This window comes from Granulicella sp. 5B5 (genome assembly GCF_014083945.1).
Lineage (GTDB): Bacteria > Acidobacteriota > Terriglobia > Terriglobales > Acidobacteriaceae > Granulicella.
This window is the reverse complement of record NZ_CP046444.1, coordinates 1,798,252-1,818,532: the sequence shown is the minus strand read 5'-3', so window position 1 is coordinate 1,818,532 and position 20,281 is coordinate 1,798,252. Positions and strand designations below refer to the sequence as shown.

General features: G+C 61.8%; 24 protein-coding genes. 11 read left to right on the top strand and 13 right to left on the bottom strand.

The genetic code is table 11. From position 1 onward, the window contains the following. Positions 1-16 precede the first annotated feature (16 nt). The 5 genes from aspS to GOB94_RS07625 form a co-directional block, all read right to left on the bottom strand. Positions 17-1,873, bottom strand: coding sequence for an aspartate--tRNA ligase (aspS, locus tag GOB94_RS07645; RefSeq protein ID WP_182278231.1), 1,857 nt, complete (start codon positions 1,871-1,873; stop codon positions 17-19). 99 nt (positions 1,874-1,972) lie between these two features. Beyond that, positions 1,973-2,359 (bottom strand): type II toxin-antitoxin system VapC family toxin, encoded by a 387-nt coding sequence (locus GOB94_RS07640; protein ID WP_182278230.1) that lies wholly within the window; start codon positions 2,357-2,359, stop codon positions 1,973-1,975. Beyond that, positions 2,352-2,639: a DUF1778 domain-containing protein gene (locus GOB94_RS07635; RefSeq protein WP_182278229.1), complete on the bottom strand. Its 288-nt coding sequence runs from the start codon at positions 2,637-2,639 to the stop codon at positions 2,352-2,354. Before GOB94_RS07635 ends, GOB94_RS07640 begins: the two co-directional genes overlap by 8 nt. A 45-nt stretch (positions 2,640-2,684) precedes the next feature. Further along, positions 2,685-4,040: a histidine--tRNA ligase gene (gene hisS, locus GOB94_RS07630; protein WP_182278503.1), complete on the bottom strand. Its 1,356-nt coding sequence runs from the start codon at positions 4,038-4,040 to the stop codon at positions 2,685-2,687. Between the two features lie 244 nt (positions 4,041-4,284). Beyond that, a complete protein-coding gene (locus tag GOB94_RS07625) occupies positions 4,285-4,767 on the bottom strand; it encodes a hypothetical protein (RefSeq protein ID WP_182278228.1) in 483 nt (160 codons plus the stop codon). A 244-nt stretch (positions 4,768-5,011) separates the two neighbouring features. Here GOB94_RS07625 and GOB94_RS07620 point away from each other — a divergent pair, with 244 nt between their 5' ends. Together GOB94_RS07620 and GOB94_RS07615 are read left to right on the top strand one after the other, a co-directional pair. Then, entirely contained in the window at positions 5,012-5,650 is a 639-nt protein-coding gene (locus GOB94_RS07620; RefSeq protein WP_182278227.1) for a sigma-70 family RNA polymerase sigma factor, read from the top strand. Further along, positions 5,647-6,006, top strand: coding sequence for a hypothetical protein (locus tag GOB94_RS07615; protein WP_182278226.1), 360 nt, complete (start codon positions 5,647-5,649; stop codon positions 6,004-6,006). The genes GOB94_RS07620 and GOB94_RS07615 overlap by 4 nt, the downstream gene beginning before the upstream one ends. A gap of 80 nt (positions 6,007-6,086) precedes the next feature. Here the strand turns inward: GOB94_RS07615 and GOB94_RS07610 are convergent, their stop codons facing one another. Together GOB94_RS07610 and GOB94_RS07605 are read right to left on the bottom strand one after the other, a co-directional pair. Further along, positions 6,087-6,566 (bottom strand): ferritin-like domain-containing protein, encoded by a 480-nt coding sequence (locus tag GOB94_RS07610; protein ID WP_182278225.1) that lies wholly within the window; start codon positions 6,564-6,566, stop codon positions 6,087-6,089. An 84-nt stretch (positions 6,567-6,650) separates the two neighbouring features. Continuing rightward, on the bottom strand, positions 6,651-7,166 hold the full coding sequence (locus GOB94_RS07605; RefSeq protein ID WP_182278224.1) for a gamma carbonic anhydrase family protein: 516 nt from the start codon (positions 7,164-7,166) through the stop codon (positions 6,651-6,653). Between the two features lie 200 nt (positions 7,167-7,366). Here GOB94_RS07605 and rpsU point away from each other — a divergent pair, with 200 nt between their 5' ends. From rpsU to GOB94_RS07580, 5 genes are all read left to right on the top strand, one after another. After that, positions 7,367-7,564, top strand: a complete 198-nt coding sequence (gene rpsU / locus GOB94_RS07600) for a 30S ribosomal protein S21 (RefSeq protein WP_014267628.1) — start codon at positions 7,367-7,369, stop codon at positions 7,562-7,564. Between the two features lie 447 nt (positions 7,565-8,011). Next, positions 8,012-8,443, top strand: coding sequence for a zinc-ribbon domain containing protein (locus GOB94_RS07595; protein ID WP_182278223.1), 432 nt, complete (start codon positions 8,012-8,014; stop codon positions 8,441-8,443). Between the two features lie 51 nt (positions 8,444-8,494). Beyond that, entirely contained in the window at positions 8,495-9,466 is a 972-nt protein-coding gene (locus GOB94_RS07590; RefSeq protein WP_182278222.1) for an MBL fold metallo-hydrolase, read from the top strand. Then, positions 9,467-10,135 (top strand): flavin reductase family protein, encoded by a 669-nt coding sequence (locus GOB94_RS07585; RefSeq protein ID WP_182278221.1) that lies wholly within the window; start codon positions 9,467-9,469, stop codon positions 10,133-10,135. Between the two features lie 103 nt (positions 10,136-10,238). After that, a complete protein-coding gene (locus GOB94_RS07580) occupies positions 10,239-10,814 on the top strand; it encodes a hypothetical protein (protein ID WP_182278220.1) in 576 nt (191 codons plus the stop codon). Here the strand turns inward: GOB94_RS07580 and GOB94_RS07575 are convergent. The 5 genes from GOB94_RS07575 to GOB94_RS07555 form a co-directional block, all read right to left on the bottom strand. Then, on the bottom strand, positions 10,804-11,166 hold the full coding sequence (locus GOB94_RS07575) for a HepT-like ribonuclease domain-containing protein (RefSeq protein WP_182278219.1): 363 nt from the start codon (positions 11,164-11,166) through the stop codon (positions 10,804-10,806). The genes GOB94_RS07580 and GOB94_RS07575 overlap by 11 nt on opposite strands. Next, on the bottom strand, positions 11,156-11,464 hold the full coding sequence (locus GOB94_RS07570; RefSeq protein ID WP_182278218.1) for a nucleotidyltransferase domain-containing protein: 309 nt from the start codon (positions 11,462-11,464) through the stop codon (positions 11,156-11,158). Before GOB94_RS07570 ends, GOB94_RS07575 begins: the two co-directional genes overlap by 11 nt. Positions 11,465-11,554: 90 nt before the next feature. Further along, entirely contained in the window at positions 11,555-11,824 is a 270-nt protein-coding gene (rpmA, locus tag GOB94_RS07565) for a 50S ribosomal protein L27 (RefSeq protein ID WP_182278217.1), read from the bottom strand. Between the two features lie 132 nt (positions 11,825-11,956). Then, positions 11,957-12,277, bottom strand: a complete 321-nt coding sequence (gene rplU, locus GOB94_RS07560; RefSeq protein ID WP_182278216.1) for a 50S ribosomal protein L21 — start codon at positions 12,275-12,277, stop codon at positions 11,957-11,959. A 230-nt stretch (positions 12,278-12,507) separates the two neighbouring features. Continuing rightward, the gene (locus tag GOB94_RS07555; protein WP_182278215.1) at positions 12,508-14,043 is read right to left on the bottom strand and encodes a glycosyltransferase family 39 protein; all 1,536 of its coding nucleotides are present in this window, start codon (positions 14,041-14,043) and stop codon (positions 12,508-12,510) included. Positions 14,044-14,122: 79 nt separating this feature from the next. On the opposite strand from GOB94_RS07555, the gene GOB94_RS07550 reads away from it, so the two are divergent. The 4 genes from GOB94_RS07550 to GOB94_RS07535 all read left to right on the top strand — a co-directional run bounded on the left by GOB94_RS07550 (position 14,123) and on the right by GOB94_RS07535 (position 18,576). Beyond that, positions 14,123-15,439, top strand: coding sequence for a glycosyltransferase family 39 protein (locus GOB94_RS07550; protein ID WP_182278214.1), 1,317 nt, complete (start codon positions 14,123-14,125; stop codon positions 15,437-15,439). Then, positions 15,436-16,494, top strand: a complete 1,059-nt coding sequence (locus GOB94_RS07545; RefSeq protein ID WP_182278213.1) for an NAD(P)-dependent oxidoreductase — start codon at positions 15,436-15,438, stop codon at positions 16,492-16,494. The genes GOB94_RS07550 and GOB94_RS07545 overlap by 4 nt, the downstream gene beginning before the upstream one ends. Beyond that, entirely contained in the window at positions 16,491-16,955 is a 465-nt protein-coding gene (gene dut, locus GOB94_RS07540) for a dUTP diphosphatase (protein WP_255484343.1), read from the top strand. Before GOB94_RS07545 ends, dut begins: the two co-directional genes overlap by 4 nt. 175 nt (positions 16,956-17,130) lie before the next feature. Then, a complete protein-coding gene (locus GOB94_RS07535) occupies positions 17,131-18,576 on the top strand; it encodes an Nramp family divalent metal transporter (RefSeq protein WP_182278212.1) in 1,446 nt (481 codons plus the stop codon). Positions 18,577-18,663: 87 nt separating this feature from the next. Here GOB94_RS07535 and GOB94_RS07530 read toward each other — a convergent pair whose 3' ends face one another. Further along, entirely contained in the window at positions 18,664-20,226 is a 1,563-nt protein-coding gene (locus tag GOB94_RS07530) for a YXWGXW repeat-containing protein (protein ID WP_182278211.1), read from the bottom strand. Positions 20,227-20,281: the final 55 nt, after the last annotated feature.

The window sequence follows — 20,281 nt, the reverse complement described above, 5'->3', positions numbered from 1 at the left end:
CCGAAGTGAGCTATTGCTAGCTGCGGGTGACGGTGCGGAGGCTGAGGTCGCGGAGCTGTGTGTCGGAGACGGTGGTGGGAGCGTCGACCATTAAGTCGATGGCTTTGGCGGTTTTGGGGAAGGCGATGACTTCGCGCAAGGATGATGCGCCGGCGAGGATCATTACGATGCGGTCGAGGCCCAGGGCGATGCCGCCGTGGGGTGGGGTCCCGTATTCGAGGGCGTCGAGGAAGAAGCCGAAGCGTTCGTGGGCCTCTTCGTTGGACATGCCGAGGGAGCGGAAGATTTCGGCCTGGACGTCCTTGCGGTGGATACGGATGCTGCCGGAGCCGAGCTCGGTGCCGTTGAGGACGACGTCATAGGCGAGGGCGCGGACGGAGCCCTTGTCGTTGACCAAAGCGCCGGATTGGATGTCCTCTTCGTGCGGGGAGGTGAAGGGGTGGTGGGCGGCGTCCCAGGTTTTGGACTCTTCGTTCCACTCGTACATGGGAAAGTCGGTGACCCAGAGGAATTTGAAGTCGTTGGCGGTGCCGGTTTGTTCGAAGAGCTTGTGCTTGTCTGCGTACTTCTTTGCGAGCTCGAGGCGGAGCTGGCCGACGCGCTTGTAGATCCACTGCGGGTCGTAGTTCCACATGGCTGGCGTGCCGGGCTTGGGGGTGATGACGATGGCGAGGTCGTCGGCTGTGTGGCTGGTGTTGTTGAAGAGCGCCATCTCCATGCTGAGCTTGCCTTCGATGGTTTCAGCGAGCGGGACGAAGGTGGGGTTGGTGCGGAGGCGCGCGATGTCAAGCATGTCGAGACCGCTGTCGCCAAAGGAGGCGCGGATCTCGGAGAGCAGGGCTTTGCGGGCGGTGCCGGACATCTCGCCGACTTTGGGAATGGTGAAGCCGAGGATGGGGAGTGTGGGATCGATTTTGAGCGTGTCGCGGAGCTCGAGGGTGAGCTCGGCGGAGAGGTCGACCATCGCCGGGAGCCGCATGTCGGGCTTGTCGATGCCGTAGCGGGTGATGGCCTGGTCGTAGGTCATCTGGATGAAGGGTTCGGCGGGTAGCTCGATGCCGGCAGCAGAGAAGGCTGCGTGCAGGAAGCCTTCGGCGACCGCGAAGATGGTGGACATCTGCGGAAAGCTGATCTCGAGGTCGATCTGGGTGAACTCGGGCTGGCGGTCGGCGCGGAGGTCTTCGTCGCGGAAGCAGCGGGCGATTTGGAAGTAGCGGTCGAAGCCGGAGACCATGAGGATCTGCTTGAAGATCTGCGGCGACTGCGGGAGCGCGTAGAAGTGGCCGGGGTGGACGCGGCTGGGGACGAGGTAGTCGCGTGCGCCTTCGGGGGTGCTGCGCGTCATGAACGGTGTTTCGATTTCGAGGAAGCCCTGGCTGACGAGGTAGTTGCGGATGGCCATCGCGACGCGGCTGCGGACGGCGAAGTTCTTCTGCATCTCGGCGCGGCGGAGGTCGAGGTAGCGGTACTTGAGGCGGACCTCTTCGTTGGCGATGGCGTCTTCGGCGGGGGAGAAGGGCGGGGTCTTGGCGTCGTTGAGCAGGAGGAGGTCGTGGGCGACGAGCTCGATGTCGCCGGTGGGCATGTTGGGGTTGGCGAGGCCTTCGCCGCGGGTGCGGACGCGGCCGGTGACGGCGACGACGTACTCGGGGCGCGCGGCTTCGGCCTTGGCGTGGCCGAGCGGGGAGGTCTCCTTGTCGAGGACGACCTGGGTGATGCCGGTGCGGTCGCGGAGATCGAGGAAGATGAGGTTGCCGTGGTCGCGGCGGCGGTTGACCCAGCCCATGAGGGTGACGGTTTCGCCGGAGTTGCTGCTGCGCAGGTCTCCACAGTGGTGGGTGCGCTGAAGGGTGCCTAGAAAGTCGAGTGTCACAATCTTTCTATTGTACGAAAGATGCTCAGGCGGCGGGCCAGCGGTAGTGGCTGATGGCGCGGTGTGGGGCGAGGGTGAGCATGAACGGTCTCTAGTGTGTCAACGGATGAGTTTGATTGTGCATGGCAGGTTGAGCGTTGCCCAGATGCGGTCTGCTGTATAAAGCTCAACTCCCAATGCGATGGCGAGTGCGATGCAGGCACGGTCACCGAGAGATAGGCCAGCGTGTTTCGTTGGCCCGCGCAACGCTCCTGCGGTTTCTGCCTGATCTTCGGTGAAGGGGATTACGTGCTCGATGGCGAAGCGGATCTCAGAGAGTGCTGCAATGCCATCCTGGCCCCGCTTGGAGAGAATCGAATAGGCCTCGGCGAGTGTGACCGCGCTGATGGCTGCGTTGAAGATGACGGAGCGGACGAGATCGGCTCCCGGTTCTTCGTCAAGCAGTGCAACGATGGCAGAGGTGTCGAGTACGACAGGGCTACTCACGCTCGGCTTCCGCCCGACGCTCAGAGATCAACTCATCGACGAGCGAGTGGCCAGCCTCACGGTACGGACGCATGAGGGCCTGGGCGCGGGTCAGGGCTACTTGAACCTCTTCCGGAGTTCTTAGGCGACTCGACCCGCCTCGTGCTGCATTAAGCGCAGCCTGCAGTACGAAGCTGTTCACTGAACGGTGTTCACGTTGAGCGGCGCGGGTGATGAGCTCATGCTCTTCCGGGGTCGCGCGGATGCCGAGCGGTTTGCGAAGTGTGGCGGAGGAACTCATGTCATCATTATGTATACATTTTGATGACACTGTCAAGAGGTAGGGCTAATTACGCAGTTTCTCCGTCAGTTCAATGCGGGGGACTTTGGTTTGTTCGCCGGTGGCGAAGGTTTTTACGGTGTAGGTCTTGGTGGCGGCTTCGTCTTCGCCGAGGAGGATGATGTGGCGGGCGAGGGTGTCGGCGGTGTCGAAGGATTTGCGGAGCTTGAAGGTGCCGTCGCCTACTTCGATTTTTAGGCCTGCGGCGCGGAGCTCGCGGGCTAGGGCGAGAGCGGCGGGGTTTTGTGCGGTGCCGATGGGGGCGATGTAGGCGTCGAACTTTGTCGTGGTCGGTGTTGTGCCGGAGGCTGCTGCGTCGGCTTCGGCTTGCGCTTGAAGGGTGAGGATGAGGCGGTCTTCGCCGATGGCGAAGCCGATGCCGGGGGCTCGGGGGCCGCCTAGCATTTCGGAGAGGCCGTCGTAGCGGCCGCCGCCGAGGAGGGCGTTCTGCGTGCCGAGGCCGGTGGTTACTGTGAATTCAAAGGTGGTGCGGGTGTAGTAGTCGAGGCCGCGGACTAGGCGCGGGTTCAGGTGGTAGGGGACGCCGCAGGCGTCGAGTGCGTCTTTGACGGCTTCGAAGTGGGTGCGTGAGTCGTCGCTGAGGTAGTCGGCGATCTTGGGGAGGTTGTTGATGATCTCCTGGTCGGCTTCGTCTTTCGAATCAAGTACACGCAAGGGGTTTGTTTCGGCGCGGCGCTGGTTATCTTCGCACATTAGGTGCTTGACCGGTTGCAGGGCTTCGCGGAGGGCTGCGTTGTAGCGGATGCGGTCTTCGCTGCTGCCGACGGAGTTGAGTTCGAGACGCCAGTCGCGAATGCCTAGCTCGTCGAGGAGTGTGGCGAGCATTTCGAGGATTTCGGCGTCGCGGAGAGGAGATTCGGAGCCGGAGGATTGAGGGCCGATGACCTCGGCGCCGATCTGCCAGAACTGGCGGTAGCGGCCGCGTTGAGGGCGCTCGCGGCGGAACTGTGGGCCGATGTAGTAGAGCTTCTGGAGCTGGCCGGTCTCGCCGAGCTTGTGCTCGATGTAGGCGCGGACGGTGCCGGCAGTGGACTCCGGGCGGAGCGTGAGGGATTGGGCTTTTTCGCTGGCGGCGCGGGCGCGGGCGCGGTCTTCCCAGGTGAACATCTCTTTACTGACGATGTCGGTTTCTTCGCCGACGCCTCGGGCGAAGAGGTCGGTGGCCTCGAAGATGGGGGTGCGGATTTCGCCGAAGCCGTAGCGGGCGAAGACGGCGCGGGCGGTGGACTCGACGTGGTTCCAGAGCGGGGTCTGGTCGGGGAGGAGGTCGCGGGTGCCGCGGACGGCCTTGAGGGTGGAGCGGGCGGGGGTCTTCGGGGCTTGTTTGGGGGTGTCGGACATGCAGGTTTTAGTGTAGCGAACCTGCGGGTGGCGAGGGGTTTTGTTGAGCTTAGAGCTATGAGGGTCGAGAGAAGAGGGGATATTGTGTGGGGTGAACGGGGTACCAGCATCCTGCGAAAAATACAGGGGTCTCTCCGCTCCGCTGCGCTTCGGTCGAGATGACGAGCGTTCGGGGTGGGCGGGCAGCGTCACCCCACTCATGCCGCGATGAAGCTGCGTCATGAATGGGGCACCCCGATTCTTGCTAGTGGGTGGGGGTGATGGAGTTATTGGAGTGGGTGGCCTCTTCCATCTCGCGGGTCTGGATATGGGTGTCAAACAGGAGACCGGCGCCGATGCCGAAGGGGATGAGGGCGACGGCGACGCCGCAGAGTATGTTGCGCTCGCCGATGACGGCCCAGAGTATGACGAAGAAGAGAGCGAGGCCGATGGACGCGGCGACGAGGATGATGCCGGCGAGGCGGATGTTGGCGCGGCGGCGGGTGGCGTCGAGCGAGGGTTTGCCGTGCATCATGGCGAGCTCTTCGACGGTGGGCGGGACGGGTACGCCGCGGGCGATGGCGGCGAGGCGCTCTTCGCTTTCGATCTGGCGCTTGCGGGCGCCGGACCACATGCCGGCGATGACGATGCCGAGCACCATAAGGCAGCCGGCGACGGGGACGATGAAGGGGCTGTCGAGGCCGTTGCTGTAGTCGTGGAAGTGGAGGAGGAAGAGGGCTAGGGGCATGAGGGTTCTCCTGAGTGGTTCTAAAGGTGTCTCGACGCTGCGTTCGTGGCGGCGTCGATGGGGGCGTAAGACTGTGAGCGCGGGCGGAAGTTTCAGGGGAGGGGGAAAGATTTTTTGTGGGCGCGGGGTGAAACTTTGGGAGGAAGATGAAGTCTGAGGCGGGGAAGACGGGCGCTCGCTACGCTCGCGCGAGAAGCAGGTTCCTCGCTGCGCTCGGAATGGAAGAAAGAAAAGCAGAGGCTGAATGCGAGCGGATTCAACGAATCCGGAGATGTTTGAGGCGCTGGTGCGTGAGCATCAGGGGCTGGTGTTTCGCACGCTCACTCGGTTTACCGGCGCGGGCGCGCATGTGGAGGACCTGGCGCAGGAGGTGTTTCTGCGGCTGTACAAGGCGCTGCCTTACTTTCGGGGGGATGCGACGGTGGCGACGTATCTGTACCGGATTACCTATAACGTGGCGCAGGATGAGTGGAAGCGGCGGCGCAAAGAGCGGACGCATGTGGCGGAGACTCCGGCGTTTGTGGAAGAAGATGAGGTTTGGCTGGAGAACTTTGCGGGAGATGCGAACGCGGGTGAACATGCGCGGAGCCCGGAGCAGCGGATGGTGGATGCCGAGTTGCAGGAGAGTGTCGATGCCGCGCTGGGGACGCTGAGCGAGGTGGAGCGGGCGGTGTTGGTGCTGTATCACCAGGAAGACTGCAGCTATGAAGGGATCGCCGCCGCGCTGGAGATGCCGATCAATACGGTGCGGACGCATCTGCATCGCGGACGGAAGAAGCTGGGCGAGCGGCTGCGGGGTGGCGAGGGGATGTCGCAGGCGAGGCGTGTTTTAGGAGAGAATGAAGGGGCGGGCGCTGGGTCCGTGACGGTGAGGCGGGCATGAAGCATTCGGGGATGAAGGAGGCGAGCATGATGGAGCAGAGCGAACAATTGGATGCGGCAGTCGTGCAGGCGCTGGAGCAGAAGCCCGTGGTGCGGGTTCCGGAAGATTTTGCGGTGCTGGTGACGATGGCTGCGGCGGCGCAGCCGGTGGCGGCAGTGAAGGCGCGTCGGCGGGTGCCGATGGGGCGGACGGCGGCAATTGTTGCGATGGTGGTGCTGGTGGTGGTGCTGTTTGTGGTGGCTCCGCGGGCGGGGACGAACTATGCGAGCTGGCCGTTTGCGCTGGAGATGCTGATTCTGGTGCAGATGGCGGGGATCGCGTATGGGCTGATGCGGCTGGACCGCGAGGGCTTGTAAGCGACGCGGTTGCAAGAGAAGCGAAAGTAAAGAGGCGGCCACTGGTGGAGTGGCCGCCTCTTTACTTGCTGGGTGTATGGTCAGTCGGCGATGCCGGGGTCGGGGGTGTCTTCGCCGAGGGCGGTGGCCAGCGCGTTGAGGTGGTCGAACTCGTCGCGCAGGATCTCGCGGAGGTCTTCGCCCAAGGCGAAGTCGTCGAGGATGTCGGCCTGCTTGATGCGGCGGCGATAGTTGCGGATCGTCTCCTTCTCATTTTCGAGATCGAAGCGCAGCATGTCGGTGGCCTTGTCGCTGGTCTTGACCGGCTTGGGCACGACCGCGGGCATGCCGCCGAGCAGGTCGATCCAATAGCTGAGCTTGAGGGCGTGGCGAAGCTCTTCGGCAGCATGGACCTCGAGCTCGCCGGCGATGTTCATGTAGGCGGCGCCTTTGAGCACCTGGGAGTAGTTCACGTAGGCGATGATGGCCTGGAACTCGCGCTGCAGGTCCTGGTTCAGGAGTTCGATGAGTTTTTGCTTGGTGATGGAGCCGTTGGCAGAGGCTGTTTTCTTTGCGGCCATGATGTGGATGTCTCGCTTTCTCGGATACCTACAGGGAGGTAGGATGCCCGGGGACGGGAAACAGTGGGCTGGGGAAATGGTATGTCAGGGGCGTTCGGCGAGATAGGTGCGGGTGTAGTCGAGGTAGTTTGCGGCGTACTGGCGGATGAGGTCGAGGTCGTCGTCGGTGGTGACGCGGCGGACTTTGCCGGGGAGTCCGGCGACGAGGGAGCGCGGTGGAATGACGGTGCCTTCGGGAATGAGCGCGCCGGCGGCGATGATGCTGCCAGCGCCGATGTGCGCTCCGTTGAGGACGATGGCTCCCATGCCGATGAGGACGTCGTCTTCGAGTACGCAGCCATGCACGGTGGCGTTGTGTCCGATGGTGCAGCCGTTGCCGATGAGGACAGGGTAGAGGTTGCGCATGCCGTGGAGAACGGCGCAGTCCTGAATGTTGGTGCCGCTGCCGATGCGAATGTGATGAACATCACCGCGCACGACGGCGTTCATCCATATGCTGGAGTGGTCTCCGAGGATGACGTCTCCGAGGACCTGCGCGGAGGGGTCGACGTAGGCGGTAGAGGGAATGTGGGGTGTGATGCCCTGGAAGGTGCGAACCATGGTTTCCAGTGTAGGCGGCCAGCCGGGGGTGGGAATTCCTATCTGGGTGGCTGGTGCACGAGTTGCGGTAAAGCCCCGAAAAAACATGTAGATACGACGTATCGCAAGACGCGGGGCGAATCAGTTTTTCGGTGGTAAACCTAATGCTTCCCGCGTATCATGAAAGGAGCCATTTGGGCAGGTTTGGAGGTGTATTTCCCTTGGCAGAAGTTCGAGTACAAGAAGGCGAGCCTCTCGAGAATGCACTGCGCCGTTTCAAGCGCAAGGTGCAGACCGAGGACATCATCAAAGAGGTGAAGCGCCACTCGTTTTACCTGAAGCCGGGCGAGAAGAAGCGTGTGAAGGAAGCACTGGCACGCAAGCGCAACCGGAAGAAGGTTCGTAAAGAGCAGGATTAATTTCATTTTGCTGGAAAAATTCGGCTGTACTTGTTGCATTGCGAATAGAAGCCGGATTTCTTCGGGAATGAAAGGATTGAAAGTTCGGGCCAGCGGCATAATTCGGTTACGCCTCCTAGAGGACGATAACAGTGTGTTCCGAATGGCCGGCAAGCAGCGTACTCGGGTTGGAGACAGGTATGTGAGTTTGCTGAAGGGCGAGTTTCTCTCCCTTCCGGGCAATGGTTGCAGTACTGCGGAGGAGGTGGGTGGTGAGAACCGCCCACTTTTCCGTTTATCAGTCTTCGGTTTGATGTGAAGAGCCACATATAACAGGGCGAACCGGGGATTGTGCACAATTCGGGCTCAGCAGAGATGTAACGACAGGCTTGAACGTATCCGGGGAGAGATCGAGAACGACGGCCAAGGTTACGGTTCATCCTTATCCCGCTCGATGGGAGAAGGCCCATGCAATTTGTTGACCGATTTCTGAAGTGTTCCGACTGTGGTAATGATTTCGTATTCACTGCCGGCGAACAGCTGTTCTTCTACGACAAGCAGTTCAAGAACGATCCGAAGCGATGCAAGCTTTGCAAGGCGAAGCGAGCCGGGTTAGGACGTTCCGTGAACCCCAACACGCCCGCGATACTGCCGTTTTCGCGAACGGAGACGCGCACCGAGTGCTCAGCCTGTGGGATTGAGACGACGGTGCCGTTCAAACCGACGCAGGGACGGCCTGTGCTGTGCCGATCGTGTTTCCAGCAGAAGCGGGTGCCAGAGACGTCAATGTCCGCGAGTGCGTCCGCTTCCTCCGAGCCTGAGCCTGCCATGGGAATGGAGGCCCATGCGGCGACGCTGGAGCTGATGTCGCAGCAGCCGATGGTGCTGCAGACACGTTGATCGTAGCGGCTGACAAGGCCAGGAACGCCAGACGCCGTTTAGACTCGGTGCATGGCGATAGCTGCGGCAAACGATGATGGCGCGCTGGTACGTGGACGGCACCAGGTGGGTGCGACGGAGCTGACGGTCTGTACCGACGGGAGCTTTCTGCTGGACGGCGGAGCCATGTTTGGGGTGGTCCCGAAGACACTGTGGCAACGGCGGATGCCGGCGGACGAGAACAACTATGTGCTGCTGGGGACCAACTGCGTGGTGGTGCGCACGGGCGGGGCGGTGGTGCTGATCGAGACTGGCGTGGGCAACAAGCAGAGCGCCAAGATGCGTGGGATCTTCCAGAACAAGGAGCTGTTGCCGGTGAGCCTGCGCGCGGCGGGCGTCGAACTGGATGCGGTGACGCATGTGGTGAATACACATCTGCACTTTGACCACTGCGGATGGAACACGACGCTGCATGAAGACGGCAGCGTGACGCCGACGTTCCGGAACGCGCGGCATTTTGCGGCGGCGGGAGAGCTCGCCAGCGGACGGCTGCAGCGGGACCGCGATCGAGTGAGTTATCTGGGGCCGAACTATGATCCTGTGATCGCAAATGGGCAGATGACGGTGATGGATGTGGGCGGTGCCGGTGCGTTTACGCCTGACGACGTGCGGCTGCGCGCGGTGAATGCTAACGGCGATTTGCTGCCGCCAGTAAGGGTGCAGACATCCGCGGAGATTGTGCCGGGGGTTTGGGTGGAGGTGTTGCCGGGGCATACGCCGGATGTGCTGGGGGTGCATGTGGAGTCCGGCGGCGAACATGCATGCTTTGTGAGCGACCTGATCCCGACGAGCCGGCACCTGGAGCCGACGTGGGTGATGGGCTACGACCTCGATCCGCTGCGGTGCATTGAGGAGCGGAAGCGGTTTTTGGGGCGGGCGATTGCACAGGATTGGCTGGTGCTGTTTCCGCATGACCACCAGGTGCCGGCGGCGCGGCTGATGTGGGATGAGAAGGGCAAGGCCGCGATCAAGAAAGAGGAGTAGATGAATAGAGGAGTAGATGTGAGCGAGGGTTTTGCGCACTTTGATCTGGCGGCGATGGCAAAGATCGACAGCTATAAGCTGCTGGCGAGTGTGATTCTGCCGCGGCCGATTGCGTGGGTGGTGAGCCGGGACGCGGAGGGGCGCGTGAATGCTGCGCCGTTCTCGTTCTTCAACATCGTGTCGAGTGATCCGCCGCTGGTGGCGATCAGCATCTCAGCCGCGCCGGACCGCGAGAGCAAGGACACGCTGGGGAACATCCGGGCGCGGAGGCAGTTTGTGGTGAACATGGTGCCGGAGGAGTTGGCCGAGGCGATGAATGTGACCGCAACGAACGCTCCGAAGGGCACGGACGAGACGGCATTGGCGGGACTGGAGCTAGTGCCGAGTGCGGTGGTGGATGTGCCGCGGATTGCGGGGTCTCCGGTGGGGCTGGAGTGCGAGCTGTTTGAGGTGCTGGAGCCGGGCGGTTCCAGCACCATCGTGCTGGGACGGATTGTGTATGCCCATGTGCGGGAAGCCGTGTTTGAGGAGCCGAATGGGCTGGCCCAGCTCCACATAGACCCGTCGAAGATGCGGCTGGTTGGGAGGATGCATGGAGGCGGCGGGTACTGCACGACTCGGGACGTGTTCACGATTGAGCGGAAGAACTGGCCTTTGGAGAGTGAATGAGAGTACAAGATAGGGAGGTTTTCACAAAGGCATAACGATGTTGCGGATACGCATAACACGGGGCCAGATCGTACGGGCGCTTGTCATTTTGTGCGGAGCGACCGTGTTTTTGTGGGGGCACCGTATTGAGGCCGGGCCGGTGCGCAGTGTGACGATCCACGACCTTTTTGTGCAGGCCGACCAGGTGGTGCTGGTGCGCGTGGTGGCCGGCGATACGGAGCACTACGGAACGGTGGTGTACAAGGCCGTGGTGGAGACCGCGTACAAGGGCGCGAAGATGAACGATACGGTGTACTTTGGGCCGTATGCGGGGTTGGGAATCGGCGCGGAGTATGTTGTGTTTCTGGAGTCGAGCCCAGGGCTGAAGCCGAAGGTGGCGGGCGGGCTGTCGTTTGGGGCGATCCAGCGTATGGGCAGGATCATGGCGGCGGGTTATGCAGCGCTGCCGGTGGGGTTCGAATGCGTGTTCGATGAGCCGAGCAGCGACCGGAAGTGTGATGACAGCGTGGAGCTGAACCCGGAACAGATCATCCTGCCGAAAACGCTGAAGACGTTTCCGACGCATGAAGAGACGGGCATTACGAGCTACAAGATCTGGGTGCGGCGAAGCGATTTTCTGCCGCAGCTGCAGAAGCTGAGCGACACGGAAAAAGACAAGAAACTGACGGTTATGGGGTAAGGTCAGAGTTTGGGCCGGGGTGGAGTAGTTTAGCGACAGCCTGTTTCAGCGGCGGGATGTCGTCCTGGATGGCTTCCCATACGATCTCTTGCTTAATGGTGGCATAGCCGTGTGCCAGGCGGTCGCGAAAGCGGGCGAAGTTGGACAAATTCGGAAGAGTATCCAAGCGACCTGGGAAGTGCTGGCTGGCTTGTTTGATCGCTTCGCCAATAATCTCGAATTTGCGTTCCACGCCGGCCTGGGGCAACTCGCTATCTAAATAAGCCTCAAACGTAAGCCCAGCTACAAACCTCTCGACCTGCTCGATCGCGTTGAAGATGTCCCACAAATAGGCTTCGAGATCACGCTGCATAGAGCTGTTGCCTTTGTTCCTGAATGCGACGCAGGATGTAAGGATTCTTGATACTGCCTTCTGCGATGAGGTCAACCTTGCGACCGAAGAGGCGGACTATACTGTCTTCGAGCGCCCAGAAGTTCTTCGAATAGCCTGAGACCTGTTGCGGGCTGAACTCAACGAGGAGGTCGATGTCGCTGGTAGCGGGGTCGAAGTCACCGCGAACGGCGGAGCCGAAGATAGAGAGGCGGCGGACGTGGTGCTTGCGGCAGAGATCGGCGATCTCTGCGCGTTTGGCCAGGATGAAGTCCTGCATGGCGAACGCCTCCTCTCTTGGAAAGTAGTGTAGCGCAATGCCAAAAGCCCCGCCGGAGCGGGGCTTTGCTGTCTGCAGAAGGAAGAAAACTTAGGCGGAGGCAGCTTCGGTCGGGATGATGTTGACGAAGCGGCCCTTCTGGCCCTTGTTCTGGAACTTGACGATGCCGGAGACCTTCGCGAAGAGGGTGTCGTCGGAGCCGCGGCCGACGTTGAGGCCGGGCTTGTGCGGTGTGCCGCGCTGGCGGACGAGGATGCTGCCGCCGGTGACGAGCTGGCCATCGCCACGCTTGATGCCGAGCCGCTGTGCGTTTGAGTCGCGGCCGTTCTTGGAGCTGCCTAGACCTTTTTTATGTGCCATTGCTGTGCCTCTTTTGCCGTGTAAGTTCGGCGGAAATTTAGTGGGCCTGCGCCCCGGGGCTAAAGCCCCTTCTCGAAAAGGTGTGTCATAACGGCATGGCTAAAGCCATACCCTACTCCGGTAAAGCGAAGATTAGGCGTCGTAGCTGGAGCCGCCGACGAAGATCTCCTTGATCTTCACTTCGACGAAGCTCTGGCGATGGCCCTGGAGCTTCTTGTACTGTTTCTTGCGCTTGTAGTGGAAGACGAGAATCTTATCGCCACGGCCCTCGGAGACGACCTGGGCGGTGACCTTGGCGTTCTTCAGGTCGGACTCGAACTTGCCCTCGTTGAGGCTGACGGCGACGACATCTTCAAACTCGATGGTGCCATTATGCTCACTCTTCTCGATGCGGAGCGTGTCGCCGGGAGCCACGCGGTACTGCTTACCACCGGTCTTGATGACTGCGTACATATGCTTGAAACCTCATTGAACAGGGCGCAGAAGGCCACGCCTGCTTTCCACGAACGTATCGAAAACTTGTCTTTGTCAGGAGGCGAGGTTTGCGGCTGCCGCAGAAGCGGGCCAGCTCTCCGGCCTTGCAGTAGGGGCCTCCCACGAGGAGAGACACGGCTGCTTCGCCAAACTCTATGAGTGTACCGGGAAATGGGGTTTTGGGTCAACTGCTGGAGCCGGCAAAATGGCTAGTTTCGTGCGATCGTGCCGACGGCGAGGGTAGGCGAGGAGGCGATGAGGTGGAAGGTGTAGCCGGCGGGGAGCTGCGGGAGTAGGGAGCGGGCGACGAGGATGAGGCTCGGTTGCGAGCCGATTGCGGCGGCGAAGGGGACGGGGTTGAAGGCGTAGATATCGGTGGGGGTGCCGGGCGGGAGTGGCTGAGGCAGCACCTGCTGGACGGGACGGTTGGCGTAGAAGATGACGGTGGGAATGGGATTGTAGTGGCCGGGACGCCAGTCGAGCAGGGGGCCTGGAACTGCGGCGACGGCGGGCGCGGGGTGCTTGAAGACCTGCTTGAGCAGGGCGACCTGCTCACGGTTGTTGGGGGTGACGTCGCCGTTGGGGAGACGCGGAGAGTGGAGGCGGCTGCGCGGAGCTGCGGTGATGAGCGCGGCTATGATCCAGATGGCGCAGACTGCGGCGCTGAGTCGGAGGCGTAGAGGTTTGGTGAGGGTAATGGTTTCGAGGCGGGTGCAGATCCACACGGCGGTGAGGACGGAAAATGCCGGGTACGCGGGCGCAATGTAGTGCGGAAGACGGGTTTTGACGAGGGAGAAGAAGAGCACTTCGATGAGGGCGAAGAGCGCGAAGACTCGGTAGAGCCGAAGCGCGGGGCGACGGAGCGCGTCTAGAGCCGCGATGGGGTAAAGCAGGCAGAACGGAATGGCCGAGAGGAGAAGAACGCGGAGGTAGTACCACCACGGGGTGATGTGGCCTTCGATCTGGGATGTGGCTCGATGCAGGATGTGCAGGCCGATGTACTGCTGAACGAAGGCCTCGCCGAAGCGGTGATAGAGCGCGATATGCCACGGCAGGACGACGGCGAGGAAGAGCGCGAAGCCTAGAGAGAGTGTGCCGAGATGACGACGAAGAATCGTGGGTTCGAGCGCAAGAAAAAGGACGAATGTGAAGCCGAGGGTGATGCTGGCGGCACCTTTGGTCATCAGCGCCAGGGCGAAGCCCAGCCAGAAGAGCCATGCGCCGTGGCGGTGGTCGAGGTGAAGCTCGGCGAGTCCGATGAGGGAGATGCAGAGGCCGAGGGAGAGGAGTGTGTCCATCTCGCCGACGCGGGCGACGTGGAGGAAGCCGAAGGTGGAGAGCAGGATGAGCGAGCTGAACCATGCCGCGCGGAGGCTGTGGCGTCGCGCGAGCCAGCCATGCAGCAGGCCGACAAGGGCGACGCCGGAGAGAGCGGAGCCGAGGCGGGCGGTGAACTCGGAGACGCCGAAGAGCTTGAAGAAGACGGCGGTGATCCAGAGCATGAGCGGCGGTTTTTCGAGCCAGGGCTGGAGGTTCCAGTGAGGGATGAGCAGGCCGGAAGAGAGCATCTCACGAGAGATTTGGGCGTAGATGCCCTCGTCCCAGTCGGTGAGGCGGTTGTGGCCGAGCAGGGTGAGGATGACGAGAGCGGCGAGCAGAGCAGCGAGTACGGTGGAGCGGAGGGCCGCGGGCCGTTCTGCATGGGCGGCCGCGGCCGGTTGCGTGGTTGGCTGTGTGGTCGCCATGTGAATGACGATACGCGAGCGGATTTGGGCAGAGCGAGGGGTGTGGAAGATAGACTAGGCCAGAAGCGTGACGCGAGAGATGACAAAACGAAGCTGGTGGAGCGAGCCGTGGACGATCTTCTGGGTAGGATTCGCGCTGCGTGTGGCGGTGATCCTGATTGGGCACACGTATCGCGTGCGGACGGACCAGGCGAACTTCAACTTCGGGTTTGAGGCGGGGAGGATTGGGCGGTCGCTGGCGACGGGGCATGGTTTTGGGAACCCGTTCAATGGGATGTCAGGACCGACGGCGTGGCTGCCGCCGCTGTATCCGTTGCTGATGGGGGCGGCGTTCAAGCTGTTTGGGGTGTACTCGCGCGGGGCTGCCCTGGCGTTGATGGTGGCGGACAGTTTGCTTTCCGCAGCGATTGCACCGGCGGTGTATGAGATCGCCGAGCGGTGCTTCGATGCTCGTGGCATTGCGCGGCGCAGAGCGAAGATGGCCGCGCCGGTGGCCGTGTGGTCGGCGTGGCTGTGGGCGGTGTATCCGGCGGCGTTGCAGTATGCGGTGCATTGGATTTGGGAGATGTCGCTGACGGCTTGTTTGTTTAGCTGGGCGATTGTGGTGGCGTTGCGGTTGCGTGGTTTGGGGGGCGGTGACGAGCGCGCGACGGAGAAGATAGAGTTGTGGGTGTGGCTTGGGGTGTTGTGGGGTTTGATTGCGCTGTCGAATGCTTCGTTATTGTTGTGCCTGCCGGCGATGATGATTTGGATTGCGTGGCCGGAGTTGCGGTCGCGGCGGTTGGAGAAGCAGGCAGCGGTGGGCGCGATGCTTACGTGTGTGGCGTTTGCTGCCGTCCTGGCAACATGGGTGTTGCGCAATGAGCGCGTGATGCATGCACCGGTGCTGACGCGCGATAACTTCGGTGTGGAGCTGTATGAGTCGACGCTGGAGCGCAACGATGGGTTTCCGTGGGGAACCACGGTGCCGCTGTGGACGGGTGATCCGGAGTACAAGGAATATGTGCGCGAGGGCGAGGTTGCGTTTGCGAAGCAGCGCGGCGCGATAGCCGAGGCGCGGATCAAGGCGCGACCTCTGCGGACGGTGAAGTGGACGCTGGACAGGTTTCTGTTCTTCTGGGATGGAACGCCGCATTCAATGGGACGGCACCCTTCGCAGGAGTATCTGCGGCAGTTGAGCTACTGCTTCTTGAGCGTGTGTGGCTTATTGGGGCTGGCGCTGATGCTGTGGAGGCGCGTGGAGGGCGCAGGGTTGTTTGCGGCGATCTTTGTGTTGCTGCCACTGCCGTATTATCTGGTGACAGTGCAGCCGCGATTTCGGCATCCGATGGAGCCGCTGATTGCGGTGCTGGCGGTATATCTGTTTCGCAGTACAGAGAAGAAGGTTGAAGGATGAGTACAAAGCGTGAGGTCTTGGTCACCGGCGCGTCAGGGTTCTTTGGTGGTGTGCTGAAGCGGCGGTTGTTGGCTGAAGGGTTCGCAGTGACGAACATCGACCTGGTGCGCGATGAGGATGCCGGCGCTGAGGGGTTGAGCTCGATACAAGGTGACATTCGCAATGGGGAGCTGCTGAAGCGGACATTTGCTGAACACAGGTTTGAGGCGGTGTTTCATTGTGCGGCGATGCTGGCGCACGATGTGAAGGACGAGACGCTGCTGTGGACAAGCAATGTGGATGGGACTCGCCTGCTAGCAGAGGCGGCGCAGGCGGCGAGCGTAACGAAGATCGTGAACATCTCTTCGAACTGCCTGTGGGCTGAGGGCTTCGGCAGGCCGGTGACGGAGGACGATGCGCCCGCGCCGGTGGAGCTGTATGGGCAGTCGAAGCTGGAGGCGGAGCGTGCGCTGGCGAAGCTTGTGGAGCAGCATCCGGAGATGCGGGTGGTGACGCTGCGGTGTCCGACGATCATCGACAGCGGCAGGCTTGGACTGCTGGCGATCCTGTTTGAGTTTATTGAGGACGGGAAGAAGGTCTGGGTGGTCGGCGACGGGAGCAACCGCTACCAGTTCATCTATGCGCAGGACCTGGCGACGGCGTGTCTGCTGTGTCTGGAGTATGAGGAGTCGAACCTGTTTCATATCGGCTCGGATGATGTGCCGACGATGCGTGGGATGTATGAGAGCGTGATTCGCGCGGCGGGCAGCAAGGCGCGTGTGGCGCAACTGCCGCGCATGCCGACGATTGCCGCGATGCAACTGGCGCACAGGTTGAAGGTGTCGCCGCTGGGGCCGTATCACTACAGGATGATCGCGGAGAGCTTTGTGTTCGACACGCAGCGGATACGGCGTGAACTAAGATGGGAGCCGACACTGACGAATGAAGAGATGATGCTCCGCGCGTTTTCGTACTACAGCGAGAACCGTAGGGCGATCCATGCAAGGACGGATGTGTCGGCGCACTCGAAGGCGGCGCCGATGGGCGTGATCCGGTTGTTGAAGTGGTTGTCGTGAAAGAGGTGACAGAGTTGGGACCGAAGATATTGGTGCAGCGGTTGCTGCCGTCGGCGCAGATGCCGCGGTATGCGCATAGCGGAGCGTATGGCGATCTGGCAGCGGACTTGTTTGCGGCTGAGGCGGCGACGCTGGCGCCGGTGGGTGAGGCGGGGTCGACAGTGGCAGTGCGGACGGGGCTTGCGATGGAGCTGCCTTCGTCGCACGGTGCACTGGTAGAGGACCGATCGGGGCTCGCGGTGCGGGGTATTACGACGCTTGCAGGCGTGATCGATCCCGGATATCGCGGTGAGTTGAAGATCGTGCTGACGAACCTGACGAGCGAGCCGCAGGTGGTGGCGCCGGGGCATCGCATCGCGCAGCTGCGGATTGTGCAGCGCATTGAGGCGAGGTTCGAAGAGACAGACATGCTGGAAGAGACGGAACGCGGGGAGGGCGGATTCGGATCTACGGGGCGGTAGAGCAGGCCAAGGCAAAGACGTCTACGCAATCTCAAGTATGCTCGCCGAGGTTCAATGAGCAGCGGTGGAGGGGTTTTCTGGCGCGGTGCAGGAGTTGGAACTATTTTTGAGGCTCACCTAAATCTTAATATTCAGGTTTACCTAAAAATACCTTCTTCACCCTATACTGGAGGAGATGACGGATGAGTATGCGCAGCACGGGGATGCAGGTTATGAGGGTGATACCTCGGAAGAGGTGCTGCTTTCCCCTGCGGCGACCGCGGCCGGAGCCTCGGGGCTGATTGGAAGCAGCGGCGTTGTGAAGGTGGCTGGAGCGGGCGGTCGAAGCCTGTTTCGCAGAGACCAGATATGGAGCTATTTTGGGCCCGCGTTCGTGGCCTCGGTGGCTTATATCGACCCGGGCAACTTTGCGACGAACATTCTGGGCGGGAGCCAGTTCGGCTATAGGCTGCTGTGGGTACTGCTGTGGTCCAATGCGATGGCGATCCTGATCCAGTACCTGAGCGCGAAACTGGGGATCGTGACTGGAGAGACGCTGCCGCAGAGCTGCCGCCGGCATTTTTCGAAGCGCACAACGATATTTCTGTGGGTGTGTGCGGAGATCTCTGCCGTGGCGACGGACATGGCGGAGTTTCTGGGCGCGGCGCTGGGGCTGGACTTGTTGATGGGGCCCGCGTTGATGGCGCATGGATTGACGCCGGTGGGCTCACTGTTCGCGTCCGCGATGATTGCGACGGTGGGCGTGTTTGCGATCCTTGCGCTGGACCTTGCGGGGTTTCAATGGCTGGAGCGCGGGATTATGGCGTTCGTCGGTGTGATTGGGCTGTGCTATGGGTTTGAGGTGTTCCTGGTGCACCCGGACTGGCATGCTGCGTTTGTGGCGACGGTGCTGCCGACGTTCGACATGCGTAGCTCGCCTGCGCTGAGCGCGAGCGTGTTCGCTGCGGTGGGGATGCTGGGCGCGACGGTGATGCCGCATGTGATCTATCTGCACTCGGCGCTGGTGCAGCCGAGGTTGACGGAGATTGCGCCTCCGCCGAAGAAGCCGAAGCTGAACCTGCTGCTGCAGTATCTACGGTTCGAACTGGTGGATGTGTTTGTAGCGATGAACGGCGCGTGGCTGATCAACTCCGCGATGATTGTGATGGCGGCGGTGGCGCTGGGTGCGGGCTATGGCAGGGGACCTGGGGTTTCGCCGACGATCCAGGACGCGTTCCACACGCTGGGGCCTCTGCTGGGGCCAGGAGCGGCGGTGGTGTTTGCGGTGGCGCTGTTGTGCTCCGGGCTGTCGAGCTCGACGGTCGGCGTAATGGCCGGTCAGGTGATCATCGAAGGGTTTCTGGACATCAAGTTCCCGATCTTTGTGCGGCGATTTATTACTGTGGTGCCTGCGCTGATTGTGATTGCCGTCGGTGCCGATCCGTTGAAGATCCTGATCGATTCGCAGGTGCTGTTGAGCTTTACGCTGCCGGCGGCGCTGATCCCGTTGCTGCTACTGACGAATCGGAGGTCCGTGATGAGCAACTTTGTGAGCGCGCTGCGGACGAAGATCGCAGGGTGGGTGGTGGCGACAGTCATTCTCGCGTTGAATGCGGTGCTGCTGGTGCAACTGGCTATGTAGATTTAGGGAGTAGGGAGTAGGGAGTAGGGAGTAGAAAAAGGCTCGCCGATGAGGGCGAGCCTTTTGGTTGGCGGCTTGTGCTGCGGATCAGTGCGGGTGGCCCTCTTCGTGCGGAGCCTCATGCGGTTGTGGCGCTGGCCGGGCTGCCTGAGGTGCCGGACGAGACTGAGGGGCTGGGCGTACCTGAGGAGCAGGGCGCGCTTCGGGTGCAGGACGTGTCTGAGGCGCGGGGCGGCGTTCCTGCTGCATGCGTTGCTGTTGCTGCACGCGCTGTTGCTGTTGCTGCTGAGTGCGCTGCTGCTGCACCTGCTGGTTTCGTTGCTGTTGTTCCTGTTGTACGCGCTGTTGTTGTATCTGTTGGTTGCGCTGTTGTCCCTGCTGCACACGCTGCCGCTGCTGAACGTTACGCTGCTGTTCCTGCGCGTTTCGTTGCTGCACCTGTTGGGTGTGCTGTTGCTGCTGGACGTTTCGTTGCTGGAGTTGCTGGTTACGCTGTTGCCCCTGCACGTTTCTTTGTTGCTCTTGTGTGTTTCGTTGTTGTTGCTGCACGTTGTGTTGTTGAAGCTGTTGGTTACGCTGCCGCTGTTCGGCGCTGCGTTGCTGGATCTGTTGCACCTGGCGCGGGGCCTCGCCGATGGAGCGTGCGGGGATGGTGCCGGGACGGGCGAAGGCCTCAGCAGGACGTCCGTTATTGGCCGAGAAGCGCTGCCGTGGGTTCTGCATCGCGGTCTGGCGGAGCTGGATCTGTTCCTGTCGCGGTGCGGTGTGGGGCTCGCGCCTTGCGGCGAGCTCGGCTGCCTGCGGACGGACGTTCAGGCCGCCGCGGCCGCCGTTATAGCTGACGCGATTGTTCGGGCGCGCACCGTAGGTGCGGCCGTTGTAAACGACAGCGCGGTTGTAGACATAGCTGCCGTTCAGATGGCCGACGTTGTTGACCGAGCGGTTGTAGTAGAAGTCATGCCCGCGCCAGTAGCCGCCGAAGTAGCCGATGCCGATGTAGCCGAAGCCGTAGTTGATGCCACCGTAAAAGCCGACGTGCGGACCCCAGTAGCCGTGGTGGAAGCAGTAACGGCCGCCATACCAACCCCAGTAGGGCGGGGTCCAGAGAGCGCCGTAGTAGGGCGGCGGCACCCATGCGCCGGGAACCCAGTAGTAGCCGTCAGGACCCCAAGCCCAGTAGCCGGGCGTCCAGAGGTAGTTGGGGTCGGGAGCGGGCGGCTGATCGTAGTCGGGCAGCGGGGGCGGGGCCTGGTCGGAGTAGTCGTACTGGGCGTTTTCGTCGTAGCCGGCCTCGGAGGGCGGGGGCGCGTTGTAAGCGTAAGACTGGTCGTTATAGTCCTGTTGGATGGGGGCAGGCTGCTGCTGGCCGTTGTCGTAGCTTTCGCTCTGCTGCTGCGGCGTGTAGGAGGCGTTGGTGCCGAGGACGGCGGCAGGCTGTCCCGTGCTGGCTGGTGCAAGGTTGGCCGCAGCGGGGTCGGGGCCGGAGCCGGAGTTGTCAACGATGGGCGCCTGGCTCTGGCTGCTATTACAGCCATTGCAGCCGGCAACGAAGACGACGGTGGAGAGTGCGAGGCCGCCGAGGAGGCGGACTGCGAACGAAAAAGGTGTCGAGAGATGACGTTTGTGGAGAGGAAATGAGGGGATCGTCATGGCTTGGTGGAGGCTCCTTGCAGTGCACAGCGAGACTCAGCTGATCTTCTGATAC

Excerpts from the sequence above, each read along its gene's own strand:
- GOB94_RS07635 (WP_182278229.1), bottom strand. The coding sequence starts at position 2,639 with ATGAGTTCCTCCGCCACACTTCGCAAACCGCTCGGCATCCGCGCGACC.
- hisS (WP_182278503.1), bottom strand. The coding sequence starts at position 4,040 with ATGTCCGACACCCCCAAACAAGCCCCGAAGACCCCCGCCCGCTCCACC.
- GOB94_RS07625 (WP_182278228.1), bottom strand. The coding sequence starts at position 4,767 with ATGCCCCTAGCCCTCTTCCTCCTCCACTTCCACGACTACAGCAACGGC.
- GOB94_RS07620 (WP_182278227.1), top strand. The coding sequence starts at position 5,012 with ATGCGAGCGGATTCAACGAATCCGGAGATGTTTGAGGCGCTGGTGCGT.
- GOB94_RS07615 (WP_182278226.1), top strand. The coding sequence starts at position 5,647 with ATGAAGCATTCGGGGATGAAGGAGGCGAGCATGATGGAGCAGAGCGAA.
- GOB94_RS07610 (WP_182278225.1), bottom strand. The coding sequence starts at position 6,566 with ATGGCCGCAAAGAAAACAGCCTCTGCCAACGGCTCCATCACCAAGCAA.
- GOB94_RS07605 (WP_182278224.1), bottom strand. The coding sequence starts at position 7,166 with ATGGTTCGCACCTTCCAGGGCATCACACCCCACATTCCCTCTACCGCC.
- GOB94_RS07595 (WP_182278223.1), top strand. The coding sequence starts at position 8,012 with ATGCAATTTGTTGACCGATTTCTGAAGTGTTCCGACTGTGGTAATGAT.
- GOB94_RS07590 (WP_182278222.1), top strand. The coding sequence starts at position 8,495 with ATGGCGATAGCTGCGGCAAACGATGATGGCGCGCTGGTACGTGGACGG.
- GOB94_RS07585 (WP_182278221.1), top strand. The coding sequence starts at position 9,467 with ATGAATAGAGGAGTAGATGTGAGCGAGGGTTTTGCGCACTTTGATCTG.
- GOB94_RS07575 (WP_182278219.1), bottom strand. The coding sequence starts at position 11,166 with ATGCAGCGTGATCTCGAAGCCTATTTGTGGGACATCTTCAACGCGATC.
- GOB94_RS07570 (WP_182278218.1), bottom strand. The coding sequence starts at position 11,464 with ATGCAGGACTTCATCCTGGCCAAACGCGCAGAGATCGCCGATCTCTGC.
- rpmA (WP_182278217.1), bottom strand. The coding sequence starts at position 11,824 with ATGGCACATAAAAAAGGTCTAGGCAGCTCCAAGAACGGCCGCGACTCA.
- rplU (WP_182278216.1), bottom strand. The coding sequence starts at position 12,277 with ATGTACGCAGTCATCAAGACCGGTGGTAAGCAGTACCGCGTGGCTCCC.
- GOB94_RS07555 (WP_182278215.1), bottom strand. The coding sequence starts at position 14,043 with ATGGCGACCACACAGCCAACCACGCAACCGGCCGCGGCCGCCCATGCA.
- GOB94_RS07550 (WP_182278214.1), top strand. The coding sequence starts at position 14,123 with ATGACAAAACGAAGCTGGTGGAGCGAGCCGTGGACGATCTTCTGGGTA.
- GOB94_RS07545 (WP_182278213.1), top strand. The coding sequence starts at position 15,436 with ATGAGTACAAAGCGTGAGGTCTTGGTCACCGGCGCGTCAGGGTTCTTT.
- GOB94_RS07535 (WP_182278212.1), top strand. The coding sequence starts at position 17,131 with ATGACGGATGAGTATGCGCAGCACGGGGATGCAGGTTATGAGGGTGAT.
- GOB94_RS07530 (WP_182278211.1), bottom strand. The coding sequence starts at position 20,226 with ATGACGATCCCCTCATTTCCTCTCCACAAACGTCATCTCTCGACACCT.